The 17,660-nt window shown below is 66.7% G+C and carries 17 protein-coding genes and 1 tRNA gene; 6 read left to right on the forward strand and 12 right to left on the reverse strand.

Annotated features, from left to right (window positions below; all coding sequences use genetic code 11):
* Positions 1-87 precede the first annotated feature (87 nt).
* Positions 88-1,350: an IS4 family transposase gene (locus tag SR870_RS20440; RefSeq protein ID WP_322514554.1), complete on the forward strand. Its 1,263-nt coding sequence runs from the start codon at positions 88-90 to the stop codon at positions 1,348-1,350.
* A gap of 159 nt (positions 1,351-1,509) precedes the next feature.
* Here SR870_RS20440 and SR870_RS20445 read toward each other — a convergent pair whose 3' ends face one another.
* The gene (locus tag SR870_RS20445) at positions 1,510-2,748 is read right to left on the reverse strand and encodes a DNA recombination protein RmuC (RefSeq protein WP_322515336.1); all 1,239 of its coding nucleotides are present in this window, start codon (positions 2,746-2,748) and stop codon (positions 1,510-1,512) included.
* Between the two features lie 149 nt (positions 2,749-2,897).
* Here SR870_RS20445 and def point away from each other — a divergent pair, with 149 nt between their 5' ends.
* The 3 genes from def (at position 2,898) to truA (ending at position 5,284) form a co-directional block, all read left to right on the forward strand.
* Positions 2,898-3,425 carry a peptide deformylase gene (def, locus tag SR870_RS20450; protein ID WP_322515337.1) on the forward strand — a complete coding sequence of 176 codons (528 nt, stop codon included), beginning with the start codon at positions 2,898-2,900 and terminating at the stop codon, positions 3,423-3,425.
* Positions 3,426-3,500: 75 nt separating this feature from the next.
* Positions 3,501-4,433 carry a methionyl-tRNA formyltransferase gene (fmt, locus tag SR870_RS20455; RefSeq protein WP_322515338.1) on the forward strand — a complete coding sequence of 311 codons (933 nt, stop codon included), beginning with the start codon at positions 3,501-3,503 and terminating at the stop codon, positions 4,431-4,433.
* A 113-nt stretch (positions 4,434-4,546) separates the two neighbouring features.
* The gene (gene truA, locus SR870_RS20460) at positions 4,547-5,284 is read left to right on the forward strand and encodes a tRNA pseudouridine(38-40) synthase TruA (RefSeq protein WP_322515339.1); all 738 of its coding nucleotides are present in this window, start codon (positions 4,547-4,549) and stop codon (positions 5,282-5,284) included.
* Positions 5,285-5,587: 303 nt separating this feature from the next.
* Here truA and dapE read toward each other — a convergent pair whose 3' ends face one another.
* The 10 genes from dapE to rpmH form a co-directional block, all read right to left on the reverse strand.
* Positions 5,588-6,757, reverse strand: coding sequence for a succinyl-diaminopimelate desuccinylase (gene dapE, locus SR870_RS20465; protein ID WP_322515340.1), 1,170 nt, complete (start codon positions 6,755-6,757; stop codon positions 5,588-5,590).
* A 7-nt stretch (positions 6,758-6,764) separates the two neighbouring features.
* A complete protein-coding gene (dapD, locus tag SR870_RS20470) occupies positions 6,765-7,610 on the reverse strand; it encodes a 2,3,4,5-tetrahydropyridine-2,6-dicarboxylate N-succinyltransferase (RefSeq protein WP_322515341.1) in 846 nt (281 codons plus the stop codon).
* A 240-nt stretch (positions 7,611-7,850) separates the two neighbouring features.
* Positions 7,851-8,552, reverse strand: a complete 702-nt coding sequence (locus tag SR870_RS20475; protein ID WP_322515342.1) for a pyrimidine 5'-nucleotidase — start codon at positions 8,550-8,552, stop codon at positions 7,851-7,853.
* On the reverse strand, positions 8,549-9,550 hold the full coding sequence (locus tag SR870_RS20480; protein ID WP_322518330.1) for a DUF1036 domain-containing protein: 1,002 nt from the start codon (positions 9,548-9,550) through the stop codon (positions 8,549-8,551). Before SR870_RS20480 ends, SR870_RS20475 begins: the two co-directional genes overlap by 4 nt.
* Before the next feature lie 293 nt (positions 9,551-9,843).
* A complete protein-coding gene (gene argB, locus SR870_RS20485; protein WP_322515343.1) occupies positions 9,844-10,740 on the reverse strand; it encodes an acetylglutamate kinase in 897 nt (298 codons plus the stop codon).
* A gap of 148 nt (positions 10,741-10,888) precedes the next feature.
* Positions 10,889-11,257 (reverse strand): DUF423 domain-containing protein, encoded by a 369-nt coding sequence (locus tag SR870_RS20490; protein ID WP_322515344.1) that lies wholly within the window; start codon positions 11,255-11,257, stop codon positions 10,889-10,891.
* The gene (gene yihA / locus SR870_RS20495) at positions 11,257-11,907 is read right to left on the reverse strand and encodes a ribosome biogenesis GTP-binding protein YihA/YsxC (RefSeq protein WP_322515345.1); all 651 of its coding nucleotides are present in this window, start codon (positions 11,905-11,907) and stop codon (positions 11,257-11,259) included. Before yihA ends, SR870_RS20490 begins: the two co-directional genes overlap by 1 nt.
* A gap of 154 nt (positions 11,908-12,061) precedes the next feature.
* Positions 12,062-13,942, reverse strand: coding sequence for a membrane protein insertase YidC (yidC, locus tag SR870_RS20500; RefSeq protein ID WP_322515346.1), 1,881 nt, complete (start codon positions 13,940-13,942; stop codon positions 12,062-12,064).
* A gap of 16 nt (positions 13,943-13,958) precedes the next feature.
* Complete coding sequence (rnpA, locus tag SR870_RS20505) at positions 13,959-14,300, reverse strand: ribonuclease P protein component (RefSeq protein ID WP_322515347.1); 342 nt, start codon at positions 14,298-14,300, stop codon at positions 13,959-13,961.
* Between the two features lie 23 nt (positions 14,301-14,323).
* Positions 14,324-14,458, reverse strand: coding sequence for a 50S ribosomal protein L34 (gene rpmH, locus SR870_RS20510; protein WP_011471298.1), 135 nt, complete (start codon positions 14,456-14,458; stop codon positions 14,324-14,326).
* Positions 14,459-14,801: 343 nt separating this feature from the next.
* On the opposite strand from rpmH, the gene SR870_RS20515 reads away from it, so the two are divergent.
* The gene (locus tag SR870_RS20515; protein ID WP_416221101.1) at positions 14,802-16,310 is read left to right on the forward strand and encodes an ATP-binding protein; all 1,509 of its coding nucleotides are present in this window, start codon (positions 14,802-14,804) and stop codon (positions 16,308-16,310) included.
* A 146-nt stretch (positions 16,311-16,456) separates the two neighbouring features.
* A tRNA-Arg gene (locus SR870_RS20520) sits at positions 16,457-16,533 on the forward strand.
* 185 nt (positions 16,534-16,718) lie between these two features.
* Here SR870_RS20520 and SR870_RS20525 read toward each other — a convergent pair.
* A complete protein-coding gene (locus SR870_RS20525; protein WP_322515349.1) occupies positions 16,719-17,660 on the reverse strand; it encodes a sensor domain-containing diguanylate cyclase in 942 nt (313 codons plus the stop codon).

Here is a 17,660-nt window from a genome sequence, read left to right on the forward strand (position 1 = left end):
TCGATAGTGGTCGAGATCTGAGGAGGAGCAGATGGACGTTGGTTTGGGACGGTTCGGTGACCGGCGCCTGGAAAAAGGGGGGCCTGCTTGCTGGCTCGGCTGGTCGACGTCGGTCGCGCGGGGATCAGCGTGCGCCGGGTCGGCGGAGATCGTGCGGGCGAGATCCGCTTCACCCGGTTTCTGCGTAATCCCCGAGTGACGCCACAGGAGATGGTGGCGCATGCCAGGGCGCGCACCGCCGGGCTGGTCGAGGGCCGCCACATTCTGGCGATCCAGGACACCACGACGCTGCGCGATGACGGCAAGCTGTGCAGCTTGAACCTGCACCCGACGATCGCCGTCGATGCCGCCGATGGCGCATTGCTCGGGCTTGTCGATGCGGTGTTTCTCAGCCGCGTCGGCGGCACCAAACGGCTGTGTGCCAAACGGCCGTTCGCCGACAAGGAAAGCCGACGCTGGCTCGATGCGACCAGGGCGGCGGCCGGTCTGGTCGCCGCGGGCGCAGCTTGCGTGACCGTCATCGCCGACCGCGAAGGCGACATCTACGATGAGTTCGCCTGCCGGCCGGCAGAAACCGAACTGTTGATCCGCGCCCATCATGATCGCGCTCTGGAAGGCGGCGGCAGGCTGTACGACTGCATGGCTCAGGTGGCCGAGCTTGGCCGCGAGACCATCGATCTGCCGGCTAATCCGGGCCGGTCGGCGCGTCGGGTGACGCTGGCGCTTCGTGCCCGCGAGATCACCTTGAAGCGACCCAAGCGCAACCATCCGGCCGAAGCGGCGCATCTGCCCAAGAGCGTGACGCTGACCTTGGTGGAAGCGCGCGAGATCGATCCGCCGCCCTCGGTGGCGCCGGTGCATTGGCGTCTGCTGACGACGCACGAGGTGACGACGCTGGCGCAAGCTCTGCTGATCACCAGGTTCTATCGCCAGCGCTGGACCATCGAGCAAGTCTTCCGCCTGATGAAGACCAAGGGCTTCGACATCGAAGCGGTGCGTATCGCCGAGGGCGGACCGTTCGAGAACCTGACCACCGCGACTCTGATCGCCGCGATCCAGGTGCTGCAGATGGTGCGTGAACGCGATGGTGCAGCCGGCCGGCCGATGCAGGACACGTTCGACCCCGACGATGAGCCGGCGCTCCAAACCATCTGCCGAACACTGGAGGGCAGCACCGCGAAACAGAAAAACCCGCATCCGCCAGGATCACTCGCCTACGCCAGTTGGATCTGCGCCCGCCTTGGCGGATGGACCGGCTACTACGGCAAGCCAGGCCCCATCGTGATCCTCCACGGCCTCCAATCCCTCAGAGCCATGCTCGCAGGCTGGAAGCTAAGGCCAGATGTGTGAATCTCGTAGGGCTTGACCGGGCGACCCAGTACTCACCGCCGATCGTTGTGAAGCATGCGGGATATCCGGCGAGGACGTCGTTCGGCAACAGATGCTCCGGAATACTGGATCACCCGCTTTCGCGGGTGATGACGGCTCCTTTGGGGCGCCGTCGCGGACTTAGGTTGAAACGACCTCGTCGATCTTGAAGGCGCGCGAGGCGAACAGCTCGGCGCGGTCCGGCGCCAGCGGCGCCTCGTTGCTCGATGTCGACGTCGATGTCGGCGCTGGGGCGTCGGGCGCCGCAAAATCCAGCTCCTCGATCCGCGCGGCGCGGCGTTCGATCTTGTCGGCGGAGACGAGAATCTGGCGGACGTCGTCATTGACCTGGCCGAAATGCGTCTGCAGCTTGGTGACGCGCTCGCGCAGGCGCGCGAGATCGTCGCCGAGGCTCAGCACCTCGGTGCGGATCTGGTCGGCGGCGTCGCGCATCCGCGCGTCCTTGAGGATCTGCTGCATCACCTGGATCGCCAGCATCAAGAGCGACGGCGACACCAGCACGATGCGGGCCCGATAGGCCTTCTGGATGACGTCGTCGAAGCCGTCGTGGATTTCGGCATAGACCGATTCCGACGGCACGAACATCAGCGCGGTGTCCTGGGTCTCGCCGGGGATCAGGTATTTGTCGGCGATGTCGCCGACATGGCGCATCACGTCGATCCGCAGCCGTTGCGACGCCGCCTTCTTCTCGTCGTCGGTCCGCGCCTCGCGCAGCGCAGTGACGGCTTCCAGCGGAAACTTGGCGTCGATGCACAGCGGCCGCTGGTCGGGCAGGAACACCACGCAATCCGGGCGCTTGCCGGTCGAGAGCGTGTACTGGAACGCGTAGGCGCCCTTCGGCATGCCGTCCTGCACGATCGATTCCATCCGCGCCTGGCCGAATGCGCCGCGCGCCTGCTTGTTGGCGAGCACGTCGCGCAGCGTCGTCACCTGGTCGGTCAGCTCGGTGAGGTTCTCGTGCGCGCGGTCGATGATGCCGAGCCGCTCGTGCAGCGCCTGCAGGCTTTCCATGGTGTGGCGCGTCGATTGCGTCATCGACTGGCCGAAGCGGTGGCTGACATTGTCGAGCCGCTCGCTGACGGCACGCGCCATCTCGGCCTGCCTGCCGGCCAACGCTCGGCCCATCGCATCGACGCGGCCGTTGGCTTCGCTCTGGAACCGGATCAGGTCCGACAGTCGCTGCTCCAGGTCCGACGCACGGCGAGCCTGCTCCAGCGCCGCGGCGCCGCCGCCCTGCAGCCCGCGCGCGATCACCAGCACGATGGCCAGCAGCAACAGCAACGCCATCGTACCGGTGCCGACCAGCGCGGCGCCGACGCTGACCGGGGCGTCGCCCAGAGTGAACAGAATCTCGTGCATCGGCCGGACCGTAGCAGATCGCACGGCATTTGCGAACGAAGAGAGAACATCACGCTGAACAGATCTTTAAGCCGGCCCGCGCCGAAAGTGGCAGAGCCTCCGGTCGGTCCCGGATTGACCGCAAAGCGCGCGCGCCTTAAATCGCCGCCATGGCCCTGCGCGAAATCATCATCCTGCCCGATAAGCGGCTGCGTGAAATCTCCAAGCCCGTCGCCGAGGTGACGCCGGAGATCCGCAAGCTCGCGGACGATATGTTCGAGAGCATGTACGAGGCGCCCGGCATCGGGCTGGCGGCGATTCAGATCGCCGAGCCGGTGCGGCTGATCACGATGGACATCGTGCGCAAGGAGGGCAACGGCCAGAGCGATCCGCGCGCCTTCATCAATCCGGAGATCGTGGGCGCGTCGGCCGAGCTGAACGTCTACGAGGAAGGCTGCCTGTCGATCCCCGAATACTACGCCGAGGTCGAACGCCCGAAGACGGTGCGGATCCGCTACACCGATCTCGACGGGCAGGTGAAGGAAGAGGACGCCGACGGGCTGTTCGCGACCTGCATCCAGCACGAGATCGACCACCTCAACGGCGTGCTGTTCGTCGACCATCTGTCGAAGCTGAAGCGCGCGATGGTGGTCCGCAAGTTCGAGAAGGCCGCCAAGCGCGGTATCAAATACGTCTGAGCGCTTGCGCAGATGACCGGCCGACGCATTGCGGCGCCCGGCCCTTCGTCGGCCCAGACCTGGGACCCTCACGCCATGCCGCTTCGCCTCGTCTTCATGGGCACGCCCGATTTCGCGGTGCCGACGCTGCTCGCTTTGTCGGGGCACGGGCACGACATCGCCGCGGTCTACACCCGCGAGCCGAAGCCCGCCGGGCGCGGGATGAAGCTGCAGGACAGTCCGGTGGCGCAGGAGGCCAAGCGGCTCGGGATTCCGGTGCTGACGCCGAAGACGCTGAAGACCGACGACGCGCTGGCGGAGTTCCGCAGCCACGAGGCCGACGCCGCGGTGGTCGTCGCCTACGGCATGATTCTGCCGCAGGCGATCCTGGATGCACCAAAGCTCGGCTGCTACAATCTGCACGGCTCGCTGCTGCCACGCTGGCGGGGGGCTGCGCCGCTCAACCGCGCGATCATGGCGGGCGACGCCGAGAGCGGCGTGATGGTGATGAAGATGGACGCCGGGCTCGACACCGGCGACGTCGCGATGGCGGAGCGGATCGCCATCACCGATGCGATGACCGTCACCGATCTGCACGATTCGCTGGCGCGGCTCGGCGCCGATCTGATGGTGCGGGCGATGGCGGCGCTGGAGCGCGGCGGGCTGCAACTCACCCGGCAGAGCGAGGACGGCGTCACCTACGCCGCCAAGATCGATAAGGCCGAGGCGAAAATCGATTTCGCCCGGCCGGCGCAGGCGGTGCTGCGCCACATTCACGGCCTGTCGCCGTTTCCGGGCGCGTGGTGCGAATTGCCGATCGACGGCGAGGTGGTGCGGGTGAAGGTGTTGCGCTGCGCGCTCGCGGACGGCCGCGGCACGCCCGGCGAGGTGCTCGACGACCGTCTCACCATCGCCTGCGCGGACGGCGCGATCCGCGTGCAGCAATTGCAGCGCGCCGGCAAGCAGCCAATGCAGGCCGACGAGTTTCTGCGCGGCACGCCGATCGCGGCGGGCGCGCGGGTGGGGTAGTCGAGCGTTGCACGCCTCATGCGCGGGCTTGACCCGCGCATCCTTCCTCGAAACAAATCTCTCTTGAATGATGGATTGCCGGGTCAAGCCCGGCAATGACACCGAACAGGGTCATGCCCCGCTACAAACTCACCATCGAATATGACGGCGCGCCGTTCTGCGGCTGGCAGTTGCAGCCGACGCTGCCGTCGGTGCAGGGCGCGCTGGAGGCCGCCGCGCTGGCGACCTGCGGCGAGGCGGTTCGTGTTCACGGCGCCGGCCGCACCGACGCCGGCGTGCATGCGCTCGGACAGGTCGCGCATCTCGACATCACCAAGCCTTTTCGCGCCGACCGGCTGCGCGACGCGCTGAATGCGCATGTGCGGCCACATCCGATCGCGGTGCTGTCGGCGGAGATCGTCCCCGATAGTTTCGAGGCGCGGTTCTCGGCGATCCGGCGGCACTACCGCTATCGCATCGTCAACCGCCGCTCCAACCTCGCGCTCGACATCGGCAAGGTGTGGCGGGTGCCGAAGCCGCTCGACAGCGGCGCGATGCACCGCGCAGCGCAAGTGCTGATCGGCAAGCACGACTTCACCACCTTCCGCGACACCGAGTGCCAGGCCGCCTCGCCGGACAAGACGCTCGATGTGCTCGACGTGGTGCGGAACGGCGACGCCGTCGACGTGATCACGTCGGCGCGCTCCTATCTGCACAGCCAGGTGCGCTCGATGGTCGGCTCGCTGGTGTGGGTCGGCGAGGGGCGCTGGAGCGCGGATGATCTCGCGGCGGCACTGGCGGCACGAAAGCGCTCGGCATGCGGCCCCGTGGCGCCGCCGGACGGGTTGTATCTGGTGCAGGTGGATTATTGATCTGCTCGGGCTTCTTCACCTCTCCCCGCGCGCGGGGAGAGGTTGGATCAGCGCGCCGCGATGATCCGGGTGAGGGGCGCCTCAGCGGGGCCGAGAGTCAGTGCCCGCGTCTCCCCTCACCCCACCCCTCTCCCCGCAAGAGCGGGGCGAGGGAGCGCGCCGTACGCGTGGCGGCGTCGTGGCTCCACACCACGTCATTCCGGGGCGCGCGTAGCGCGAACCCGGAATCTCGAGATGTCCTGCTCGGTTCAGATTCCGGGTTCGGTCGCTTTGCGACCGCCCCGGAATGACGGGGCGTTGTGATTACTTGAAGTATCTCTCCAGCACGCCGCGATAGATCGCGGTGAGCTTGTCGAGGTCGCTCACCGGCGTGCGTTCGTCGATCTGGTGCATGGTCTGGCCGACCAGACCGAATTCGACCACCGGGCAGTATTTGGCGATGAAGCGCGCGTCCGAGGTGCCGCCGCCGGTGTTGAGTTCGGCGGTACGGCCGGTGATTTCGGCGATCGACGCGGCGACCAGATCGGTGAATTCGCCGGGCTTGGTGACGAACACGTCGGCGTTCGACGGCAGCCACTCGATCCGGGCGCGGATGCGGTTGCCGCAGGCGGCCGCCAATCGCTGCTCGATCAGCGCCTTCAACGTCTCCTGGGTGTGGTGATCGTTGAAGCGGATGTTGAACTTGGCCCGCGCCTGCGCCGGGATCACATTGGTGGCCGGATTGCCGACATCGACCGAGGTGAAAGCGAGATTCGACGGCTGGAACTGCGCCGAGCCCTGATCCAGCGGTTCGTCGTTGAGCGCGGTGATCAGCGCCGCGATGTCGGGAATCGGATTCGAGGCGCGGTGCGGATAGGCGACGTGGCCCTGCTGGCCGTCGACGATCAGCACGCCGGATTGCGAGCCGCGGCGGCCGATCTTGATGGTGTCGCCGATCGCCTCGACATTGCTCGGCTCGCCGACGATGCAGTGATCGAATTGCTCGCCGCGCTCGGCCGCCCATTGCAGCAGCTTGACGGTGCCGTTGACGGCGACGTCTTCCTCGTCGCCGGTGATCAGGAACGAGATCGAGCCTTTGCCGGATTCTTGCGGCTGGCCGTCATGGGCGGCGAGATAGTCCAGCGTCGCCGCCACCGCGCAGGCGATGCCGCCCTTCATGTCGACCGCGCCGCGGCCGTACAGCAGGCCTTCGGCGACGTCGCCGGCAAACGCGCCGTGACTCCACGCGCTGTCGTCGCCGGGCGGCACCACGTCGGTGTGGCCGGCGAAGCAGAGATGCGGCGCGGCGTCCCCGATCCGGGCGTAGAGATTGTCGATGTCGGCGGTGCCGGCCTCGCTGAAGGTGACGCGATGCGTCGCAAAGCCCGCGTCTTTCAACAGCGCCTCCAACACGCCGATCGCGCCGGCGTCCGCCGGCGTCACCGACGGGCAGCGCAGCAGCGCCTGCGCGATCTCGAGCGCGGTCGCGGTCACGGCGCGATCAGTCCCGCAGCAATTCGTTGATGCTGGTCTTGGAGCGGGTGCGTTCGTCGACGCGCTTGACGATCACCGCGCAGGCTGTCGCCGGGCCCGGATTGCCGTTCTTCAGCGGCCGGCCCGGCAGCATGCCGGGAACGAGCACGGCATATTCAGGCACTTCGCCGATGAAGGTCTCGCCGGTCTCACGGTCGACGATCTTGGTCGAGGCGCCGAGGAACACGCCCATCGCCAGCACCGCGCCACGGCGGACGATCACGCCCTCGGCGACTTCCGAGCGCGCGCCGATGAAGCAGTCGTCCTCGATGATCACCGGACCCGCCTGCAGCGGCTCCAGCACGCCGCCGATGCCGACGCCGCCGGAGATATGGACGCGCTTGCCGATCTGGGCGCATGAGCCGACCGTCGACCAGGTGTCGACCATGGTGGCCTCATCCACATAGGCGCCGAGATTGACGAAGGACGGCATCAGCACCGCGTTCTTGGCGATGAAGGCGGAGCGGCGCACGATCGCGCCCGGCACCGCGCGGAAGCCGGCCTCACGAAAGCGGTTCTCGCCCCAGCCCTCGAATTTGGACGGCACCTTGTCCCACCATTGCGCGCCGCCGGGACCGCCGGGAATCGTGCTCATGTCGTTGAGGCGGAACGACAGCAGCACCGCCTTCTTCAGCCACTGATTGACCTTCCACGTGCCCGACGCCTCGCGCTCGGCGACGCGCGCCTCGCCCTTGTCGAGCAGATCGAGCGCGTGATCGACGGCATCGCGAACCTCACCCTTGGTCGCAGCGCTGATCGCGTCGCGCGCATCGAAAGCGGTATTGATGGTGGTTTCCAGGGCGGAGAGCGACATCGGGAGGTCCTTGGAGCGGGGAGTTCAGGGAGAAATTTGACGGGTGTTGTCCGGATTCGGCCGGGGAGAGTCAAGGCGCTCCCGTCCGCCGGCCGTAGGATGGGTTAGGCGCCCTTGCGCCGTAACCCATCTTGCCTCGGTTGCGGCCGATGGGTTACGCGCTACGCGCTAACCCATCCTACGGGCTGGGTCGCCCGCCTGCGCGGGCGATGACGGTTGTGATTGTCGACGGATCGTGCCTTACCTCGGCGCGAGTAACCCCGCCAGAAACCCCGTCAGGTCTTCCGTCACGTAGTCGACGTGCACGGCGTCGCGGCCCTCCAGTTCCCAGTCTTCGCGGACCACGTCCTTGCTGCCGTCCGGCACCACCAGCACCGTGGTCATGCCGAGCTGATGCGGCACTGCGAGGTTGCGGGCGAGGTCTTCGAACATCGCGGCTTTGGCCGGGTCGACGCCGTGCAGCGTCAGGAAGCGGTGATAGGTCTGCGGCGCCGGCTTCGGCTCCAGTTCGGCGGCGACGATGTCGAACACCGCTTCGAAGTGATGGCCGATGCCGAGCCGCGCCAGTACCTTGCCGGCATGGGCGGTCGAGCCGTTGGTCAGGATCAGCTTGCGGCCGGGCAGTTGCGCGATCGCGGCGCCCATCGCCGGGTTCGGCTCGAGCGGCGAGTGATCGATCGCGTGCACATAGGACAGGTAATCGTCGGCGCTGACGCCATGCTCGGTCATCATGCCGCGCATCGTGGTGCCGTAGCGCTTGTAGTAGTCCTTCTGGATCCGGAACGCCTCGTCCGGCGTCACCTTCAGCCAGTCGGCGACGAAATCGCGAATCCGCACGTCGACCTGCTGCCACAGATTGACGTGATGCGGATACAGCGTGTTGTCGAGGTCGAACACCCAGGTCTCGACATGGCCGAAGCCGCGGAGGGAGGTCTGTTTCATGGTGCTGCAAACCTCAATGTTCTGCTGCCGCCGGAGAGGTCGACAGGCGCGAAGCCGGTGGCGTTCAGCCCGCGTGCCGAGCAGTCGCCCTGTTCGCTGATCTCGAATTTGCTGTCGCGCGTGCACAGCAGCGTCGCGCCGCCCCAGTTCAGCGGCTTGTCCTTGGTCCTGATCGGCCGCGCATTGCCGTCGACCGCTTCGGCGAAGCTGAACACCCGCTTCGGCTGCGCGCCGAGGTCGGGGCGCAGGCACTTGCCGGGCTCGATCCGGTACCAGCCGCGGCTGGTGATGGTCTTGCCGTCGTCTTCGCCGACCGCGGCCATGATCTTCCCTTTGGTGTCGTTGCACCAGGTCAGCCCGGTCGCCGACGGCGCCTCGACCGCCTTGATCATGGTGTCGAAGAAGTCCGGCGCGTCGACGGCATCCGGCTTGAGGCCGCGGCTCTTCAGGAAGGCGGCGAGCGCTCCTTGCGTCTTCGGGCCGTCGACGCCGTCGATCGGTGCGGCGTCGTAGCCGGCGATCACCAGCAGCCGCTGGATCGCGGCGAGCTTGGCCTGCTCGTCGTCATAGCCGCTGTCCTCGGCCAGATAGGCGACCATGGTGCCGTCCTCGGTCTGGGTCGGCCTGATCTCGGTGAACGCCGCCAGCGTCTGGCCGCTGCGGCACTGTCGCGCGGCGGCGATGACGAAGTTCTCCGGCGCGATACACAGCCGGTCGGTGCCGTTCTGCGGTATCGGCGAGGCGCCGTAGACCGGGAGCGAGCGGGCATGCAGCATCACCCGGTCGGCGGTGAGCGCGCCCTGCAGCACGACGCGGCATTGCGCCGGATCGATCCGGAACCAGCCGCGCGTCGCGGTCGTCGCCCTGTCGTCGATCCCGATCGCGCCCTCGATCACGTAGCTCATGCGATTGCAGAGCTTGAGGTCGGCGTGCGCGGTGGTGGAGATGGTGAGTAGCGCGAGTGTCGTAAGTGTGGCTCGCCACAAGCACAGCCTCATGGTGAGGAGGCGCGAAGCGCCGTCTCGAACCATGCGCCGTTGGTCGTGCGTTGCGCCATCCTTCGAGACGCCCAGCACCGCCCTGCGGGCGTTGCCGGGCTCCTCGGGATGAGGACTGTGCGGGCTGAAAGATTGCCGTTCGCGTAGCAGGCGCGCCGCGCCAATCACCTTCGTCATGCCCGGGCTCGTCCCGGGCATCCACGTCTTCAGCGGGCGCCAAAAGAAAGAACGTGGATGGCCGGGACGAGCCCGGCCATGACGGATAGAGCTGCTTTCGGCGGCACCGCGGCTCATCACTTGTGGATCAGCGTGCCGGTGCCCTGGTTGGTGAACAGTTCGAGCAGCACCGCGTGCGGCACCTTGCCGTCGAGGATGACGACGCCTTCGACGCCCTGTTCGAGGGCGTAGATGCAGGTCTCGACCTTGGGGATCATGCCGCCCGAAATGGTGCCGTCGGCGATCAGCTTGCGGGCGTCCCTGATCGACAGTTCGGGGATCAGCTTCTTGTTCTGGTCGAGCACGCCCGGCACGTCGGTCAGCAGCAGCAGCCGCTTCGCTTTCAGCGCGCCGGCGACGGCGCCCGCAAAGGTGTCGGCGTTGACGTTGAAGGTCTGACCGCTCGACGAGGTCGCCAGCGGCGCCAGCACCGGGATCAGTTCGTGGCCGATCAACTGGTTCAGCAACGTGAGATCGACCTTCTCGGGTTCGCCGACGAAGCCGAGATCGACCACTTCCTCGATCCGCGAATCCGGATCGACCATGGTGCGCGTCGCCTTGCTGGCGGTGACCATGTTGCCGTCCTTGCCGCACAGGCCGACGGCCTTGCCACCGGCCTCGTTGATGTAGCCGACGAGTTGCTTGTTGATCGAGCCGGCCAGCACCATCTCGACGATCTCGATGGTGGCGCCGTCGGTGATGCGCAGCCCGGCGGCGAATTCCGACTTGATGCCGAGGCGCTTCAGCATGGTGGCGATCTGCGGGCCGCCGCCATGCACCACCACCGGGTTCACCGCGGTCTGCTCCAGCAGAACGATGTCGCGGGCGAACGCCTTGGCATCGTCCTCGGCGCCCATGGCATGGCCGCCATATTTGATGACGATGGTTTCCTCGTCGTAGCGCTGCATATGCGGCAGCGCCTCGGACAGGATCCGGGCCTGATCGAGCGGGCTGATGATTGGCGCGTCGGTCATGAAGCGGGTCTTTCGCTGGGTTTCGCGATGGGGTCTTGGGATGGTTCTTGGGATGGTCTTGCGATTCTCGGGCAGGTCGGGCGGGGAGAACCGCTAGCATTTCGGCGCCGCCGATCAAAGAGGCGGAATCCGCAGCCCGTGGTTGCGGCTAGCGCCGCGCCAGCAGCGCCGCGACCGCCAGCAGCAGCCAGCTTCCGATCAACAACATGCCGCCGGTCGGCGCCGCCATCGAAAACAGTGATTGTCCGGCGAACTGGCGCAGCGACAGGTCGCCGGCGAACAGCGCGGTGCCGAGCACGAAGCCGAAGCTGGCGGCGAGGCCGGGGACGCGGTGGACGAGGCCGCGCTCGGCCAGCAGCACCGCGGCCGCGATGGCGCTGGCGTGGAACAGCAGCATCGACGACGCCGGACCGAGCCGCGCGGCATCGGGGACATGGGCGGCCGCGGCGGCCAGCGCGACGCCGGCGGCGCCGTAAAGGCCGGCGAACACGATCAGCAGGCGGAGGAGAACTGGCATCAGCGGCGCTCGTCGAGCAGGCGGATGATCGCGGCGCGCAGCTCCGGCATGCCGGCGCCGGTGCGCGACGAGGTGGTCAGCAATTCGGGGAAAGCGGCGGGATGTTTCGCCAGCGCGGTTCTGGTCGCGTCGACGCGCTCGGCGAGTTCGGCGGCTTTGACCTGGTCGGCCTTGGTCAGCACGATCTGGTAGCTGACCGCGGCCTTGTCGAGCGTCTTCAGGATGTCGAGGTCGACGTCCTTGAGGCCGTGGCGGCCGTCGATCAGCACATAGACGCGGGCCAGCGTCGCCCGGCCCTGCAGGAATTTATGAATCAGCGAGGTCCAGGACGCCACCTTGGCCTTGGAGGCGGCGGCGTAGCCGTAGCCCGGCATGTCGACGAGGCGCAGGCCGGCATCCGGCGGGCCGTCGAAAAAGATCAGCTCCTGGGTGCGGCCCGGCGTGTGCGAGGTTCGCGCCAGCGCGTTGCGCCCGGTCAGCGCGTTGATCAGGCTGGATTTGCCGACATTGGAGCGGCCGGCGAACGCGACTTCGAGCCCCTGCATCGGCGGCAGGGTTTCGATCGACGGCGACGCCCAGATGAATTGCCAGTCGCCGGCGAAGGTCTTGCGGCCGCGTTCGATCAGGTCCGGGTCGATGGTCTCGGTCATGTGGCGAGAGTCCAAGAATGGCGCGGACGTGCCCCCGGCGCGGTCGTCATTCCGGGGCGCGCGCCACAGCGCGCGAACCCGGAATCTCTGTTCGCAACAACCTCTGGATTCCGGGTCTGCGCGCCAGCGGCGCGCATCCCGGAATGACGGCGGGTCACGCCGCTTTCTTCTTCTTCGTGAAGGCCGCTCTCAGATTGTCGAACAGCTCCACCTTCACGCCGTTGCGGCGCATGATGTAGGCCTGCTGGATCACCGAGAGCAGGTTGTTCCAGGCCCAGTAGATCACCAGACCGGCCGGGAAGTGCGCCAGCATGAAGGTGAAGATCACCGGCATCCAGGCGAAGATCATCTGCTGCGTCGGATCCGGCGGCTGCGGATTGAGCTTCATCTGGAACCACATCGTGAAGCCCATCAGAAGCGGCCAGACGCCCAGCACCAGATAATGGCCGAGCACCGGGATCGAGGTCGGATCGAACGGGATCAGGCCGAACAGATTGAACAAATTGGTCGGATCGGCCGCCGACAGATCGTGAATCCACCCGAAGAACGGCGCGTGCCGCATCTCGATGGTGACGAACAGCACCTTGTACAGCGAGAAGAACACCGGGATCTGCAGCAGCACCGGCAGACAGCCGGCGACCGGATTGATCTTCTCCTTGCGGTAGATCTCCATCATTTCCTGCTGCTGCTTCGCCTTGTCGTCCGGATGACGCTCCTTCAGCGCGAGCAGTTGCGGCTGGATCGCCTTCATCTTGGCCATCGAGGCGTAGGATTTGTTCGCCAGCGGCAGGAACAGCACCTTGATCAGCACCGTCACCAGCAGGATGGCGACGCCGAAATTCCCGACCAGATGGAAGAAGAAGTCGAGCGCCAGGAACATCGGTTTGGTGATGAAGTAGAACCAGCCCCAGTCGATCAGCAGGTCGAAATGGTTCAGCCCGAGCTGCTGATTGTAGCCGCCGAGGCCGGCGAACGGGAAGTTGATGCCGACGACGCGCGCTTCCTTGGCGCCGGCGAACAGCCGGGCGTTGGCCGTCACGGTGCCGCCGATCGGCACGGTCTTGGCGTCTTCGAGGTAATCGGTCTGGTAGGTGCGGGTGGTGCCGACCTGGTTCGACGAGAATCGCGCCTGAAGCTGCGCATCGGTGTCCGGCAGCAGCGCCGACGCCCAGTACTTGTCGGTGATGCCCATCCAGGCGTTGGTGGCCTTGAAGCCGACCGTCTTGGCCTCGTCGATCTTGGCGTAGCCGTATTCCTGCAGGCCGTGCTCGCCGAGATAGCCGATCAGGCCTTCGTGCAGAATGTAGTAGCCTTCGACATGCGGGGTGCCGTGGCGCGAGATCAGCGCGAACGGATACAGCGTCACCGGGGCGCTGCCGACATTGGTGACGTCGTCCTTCACGGTGAACAGATAGCGGTCGTCGACCGCGATCTGTCGGCGGAAGGTGAGGCCTTCGCCGTTGTCCCATTTCAGCGTGACCGGATTGCCCGGCGTCAGCGTTGCGGAGCCTTCCTGCTGCCACAGCGTGTTCTGGTCGGGCAGTTTCACATTGGAGCCTGCCGCGCCGACCCAGCCGAATTCGGCGTAATAGGGATTGGCGCTGCCGGACGGCGAGAACAGATGGATCGGCGGCGACTTCGGATCGACCGTCTCGCGCAACTGGGTCAGAGACAGGTCGTCGATCCGGGCGCCCTTCAGCGAAATCGTGCCGTCGAGGCGGGGGGTCTCGACCTTGATCCGCGGCGATGCCGCGATCGCCGCTTCGCGGCTGACCACCGGAGCATTGCCGGGCTGCCGGGCTGCCGGCGCGCCGGGAGCACCCGGGGCACCTGGCGCCGCCGGCGCGCTCGGCGCACCCGGCGTCGTCGCGGCCGGGGCCTGCTGGGTCGGCTGCTTCGCCGCATCCTGCTGCTGCTGCGCCTGCTGGGCGGCGCGCTGCTTCTCCATCTGCGGGATGTTGAAGAAGTACTGCCAGCCGAGCAGCACGAGGCCCGACAGAATCACGGCGAGGATGGTGTTGCGATTGTCGCTCATCGGGTCAGGTCTCGCTTCAATCCGGTTTCGACGATCGCCGCGCAATGCGGTCGAGCGCGGAGCGCAGATCGCCGAGCATGACAGCAAAGTCGCGGCTCAGCGCCGCACGGCGGCCGACCAGCACATAGTCACTGTTTGGCAGCATTGAACCGCGGTCCGCACGCTTGACCAATTCGCGCAGTCTGCGGCGAATTCGGTTGCGTTCGGTCGCGGTGCCGATTTTCTTGGTCACGGTAAAGCCGACCCGGACCGGACCTTGGTCGTCACGGCGTCGGCCTTGCAGCACGAAGGCAGGCCCACTGATCCGCGGCCCGCTGGCAACGGCGATGAAGTCCGCCCGCTGCCGTAATCGGTCCATGCTCTGATCCCGGGAGGACCCGCTCAGGCGCTCAGACGCTTGCGTCCGCGGGCGCGGCGCGCCGCGAGCACCTTGCGGCCACCGACGGTGGCGAGACGGGCGCGAAAGCCGTGACGGCGCTTGCGCACCAGTTTGCTCGGTTGATAAGTCCGCTTCACGGGTCGTTCTCCGCTGACCGGGTAAGTCATTCAGAAGGTTGAGGTAAGCCCGATGATGAGGCTCATAGATGAGCCGAAAGCAGCCCAAAAAATGAACCGCCCCGGTCGAACCGGGCCATCGCGGACAGTAGGCGCGGCTTATACGGGAGCGATATGGCCTCGTCAATTGCGCGGGATGCTGCTTTTGCCGCACCGTGTCGTCGATTTCGCCAATCCGGCGTTAGGCATAGCCGGCGATCGGTCGCCGGGCCGCGCAAACCGTAGATGATCGAACGGTAATTTGACCTGGCGTTGTCCAGGGCGCATCTTGATACTTATATTCATTGCGCCGAATCCAGGCGGAATGGAAGTCAGGGCAATTCGGGTGCAGGCAACGGATCAACAGCCTGAGACACGGGCATGGCGGCGAGGCCTGGAGCCGAAGATCGGCTTGTCCGGGAAGCTGTTGCTGTTGACGATTCCGCTGGTCCTGATCGCCGAAATCCTGATTTATGTGCCGTCGATCGCCAATTTCCGCCTGAACCGGCTCAACGACCGGCTCGCGGCGGCCAATACGGCCGCGCTGGTGCTGGATGCCTCGCCGTCCGGCACGGTGCCGGACACGCTGGCGCAGCAGGTGCTGGACAGCATCGATGCCCGCGCGGTGGCGATCAAGATGGGCCAGCAACGCCGCCTGCTGGCAACCTCGAACCTGCCGACAACGATCGACCATGTGGTCGACATGCGCCATGTCACCCCCTGGGGCGCGATCATCGACGCCTTCGTGGTCATGCTGGAGAGCGGCAACCAGACGGTTCGGGTGATCGGTCCGGCCGAAGGCGGCGCCCAGTTCATCGAAGTGGTGATCGACGAGGCCCCGCTCCGGGTCGCGATGTACCGCTTCTCGAGCAATCTGCTGCTGGTGTCGCTGACCATCACCAGCCTGACCACGGCGCTGATCTATCTGGCGCTGCATTTCCTGTTCGTGCGGCCGATGCGGCGGCTGACCGCCAATATGGTCAATTTCCGCCGCGATCCGGAGAGCCCCGCCTCGATCGTGGTGCCCGGGCCGCGCGGCGACGAGATCGGCCTCGCCGAGCGCGAATTGTCCGACATGCAGCGCGACCTGGTGTCGATGCTGCATCAGAAGAGCCGGCTCGCCGCGCTCGGCCTCGCGGTGTCGAAGATCAATCACGATCTGCGCAACCTGCTGGCGTCGTCGCAGCTTCTTTCCGACCAGCTCTCCAGCGTGCCCGATCCGCGGGTGCAGCGCTTCGCGCCCAAGCTGGTGCGTTCGCTGGAGCGCGCCATCGCGTTCTGCCAGTCGACGCTGTCCTATGGCCGGGCCCAGGAAGCCGCGCCGGATCGCCGGATGATCCTGATCGAGCCGGTGGTCAACGAGGTCCGCGAGACCGCCGGGCTCGCCTCCGACGCGGCCGTCAGCTCGGTGACCTGGGTCTCGGCGATCGAACGCGGGCTGACGATGGATGCCGACCCGGACCAGTTGTTCCGGGTGCTGCTCAATCTCGTGCGCAACGCCGCGCAGGCGCTGGAGAGCCAGCCGCGCAGCGACGCCGCCCTGCAGCAGATCCGCATCACCGGCCGCCGCGAGGGCTCGGTGACCATTCTGGAAGTGTCGGATACCGGCCCCGGCGTGCCTCAGAAGGCCCGCGACCATCTGTTCGAGGCGTTCCACGGCTCGGTCCGGGCCGGCGGCTCCGGCCTCGGCCTCGCGATCGCCGCCGAGCTGGTGCGCGCGCATGGCGGCGACATCAAGCTGGTCGAGGGAACGCTGGGCGCGACCTTCCGGATCTCGATCCCGGACCGGCCGGTCGATCTGCACAGCATGCGCAACGAGCGCGCCCGGGCCTGAACCAGCCCGATCCCGTCTCCCGCGAGAAAGCTCGTCGGCGACGCTTGCCAAGCCCGATCTGAGCCGCTAGCTATGGCGGCCTTCGCAGCGCCTGCCGCTGCGGATCGCCGGCGGCTCCGGATCGATTCGGAGAAACCGCGGCAGACGCGCCCGTAGCTCAGCTGGATAGAGCACCAGACTACGAATCTGGGGGTCAGAGGTTCGAATCCTTTCGGGCGCGCCATTCTCGCATCATGCCGCAACGCCGCGAAAAGCGCGCGGTTCGTCCGGCCGGGCGCGCTGTCCTGATCCTGCGGAACGAGGACATGACCGGTCCGGTGCGCGTCCTGATCGACATGGTCGTGCGTTTGCTTGCGCATGCGCAACGTCGGCGACTCGGCGGCTGCGTCGGTCTGCCCGCGCCCCGCTCTAAGCCGCCCGGCTTTGCCCTTCGTCGCCGAACAGATGCGCGCGGTTGCGACCGGCGGCCTTCGCCTCATAGAGCGCGAGGTCGGCTTCCGCGAACAGCTCGGCGATCCGCCGGCGATGCGGACGGCCGACCAGAGCGGCGCCGATCGAGGCGCTGATCTCGAGGTGGCAACCGTTCCAGAACAGCGGTCGGCTCAACATCGCGACGGTCTGCTGCAGCACATGGGCGATCCGCGCGGGATGGGTCGGAGCCCGCAGAATAATCACGAATTCGTCGCCGCCGAGCCGGCCGACCAGACCGGCATCGTGGAAGGCCCGGCGCAGACGCTGCGCGACCTCGCACAGGCACGCGTCGCCGGCCAGATGACCGAGCGTATCGTTGAGTTCCTTGAAGCCATCGAGGTCGATCAGAACGAGCGCCGAGGCGAAGCCGTGATTCAGGGCGTCGTTGACGATCTCGCGATAACGGACCTGGAAAAGGGCACGATTGGCGAGCCCGGTGAGCGGATCGGTTTCGGCCTGCTGCCGGAGGCTCTCGATGGCTTGTCGATCGGAGGTGACGTCCTGCTTGGAGCCGAAGATCCGCGCCGGCCGTCCGCCCTCGCGCGCCGCATTGATCGAAAGGCGCATCCAGCGCCTTTCGCCGCGGCACGTTCTGATCTCGGTATCGAGCGTGACCGGGCGACCGCTCCGGATCACCTCGGCGCGCGCGAGCTCCATGTTGCGCCGCGATTCGTCGACATAGAGATCGACGATGCTCGTGCGCCGCAGCGGGTTGCCCACCGGATAGCCGAAGATGTCGTAGACGCCCGAGGTCCAGCTCAGGCGTTCGGTCTCGAGGTCGCATTCCCAGGCGCCGATGCGAGCGTCGTTCAGGGCCTGATCATAGAGCCGTACGCGGACTTCGTCCGGCAAAACCGAAGCAGCAGGGTCTTCTTTCAT

It is taken from the genome of Rhodopseudomonas palustris (genome assembly GCF_034479375.1).
Classification (GTDB): Bacteria; Pseudomonadota; Alphaproteobacteria; order Rhizobiales; family Xanthobacteraceae; genus Rhodopseudomonas; species Rhodopseudomonas palustris_M.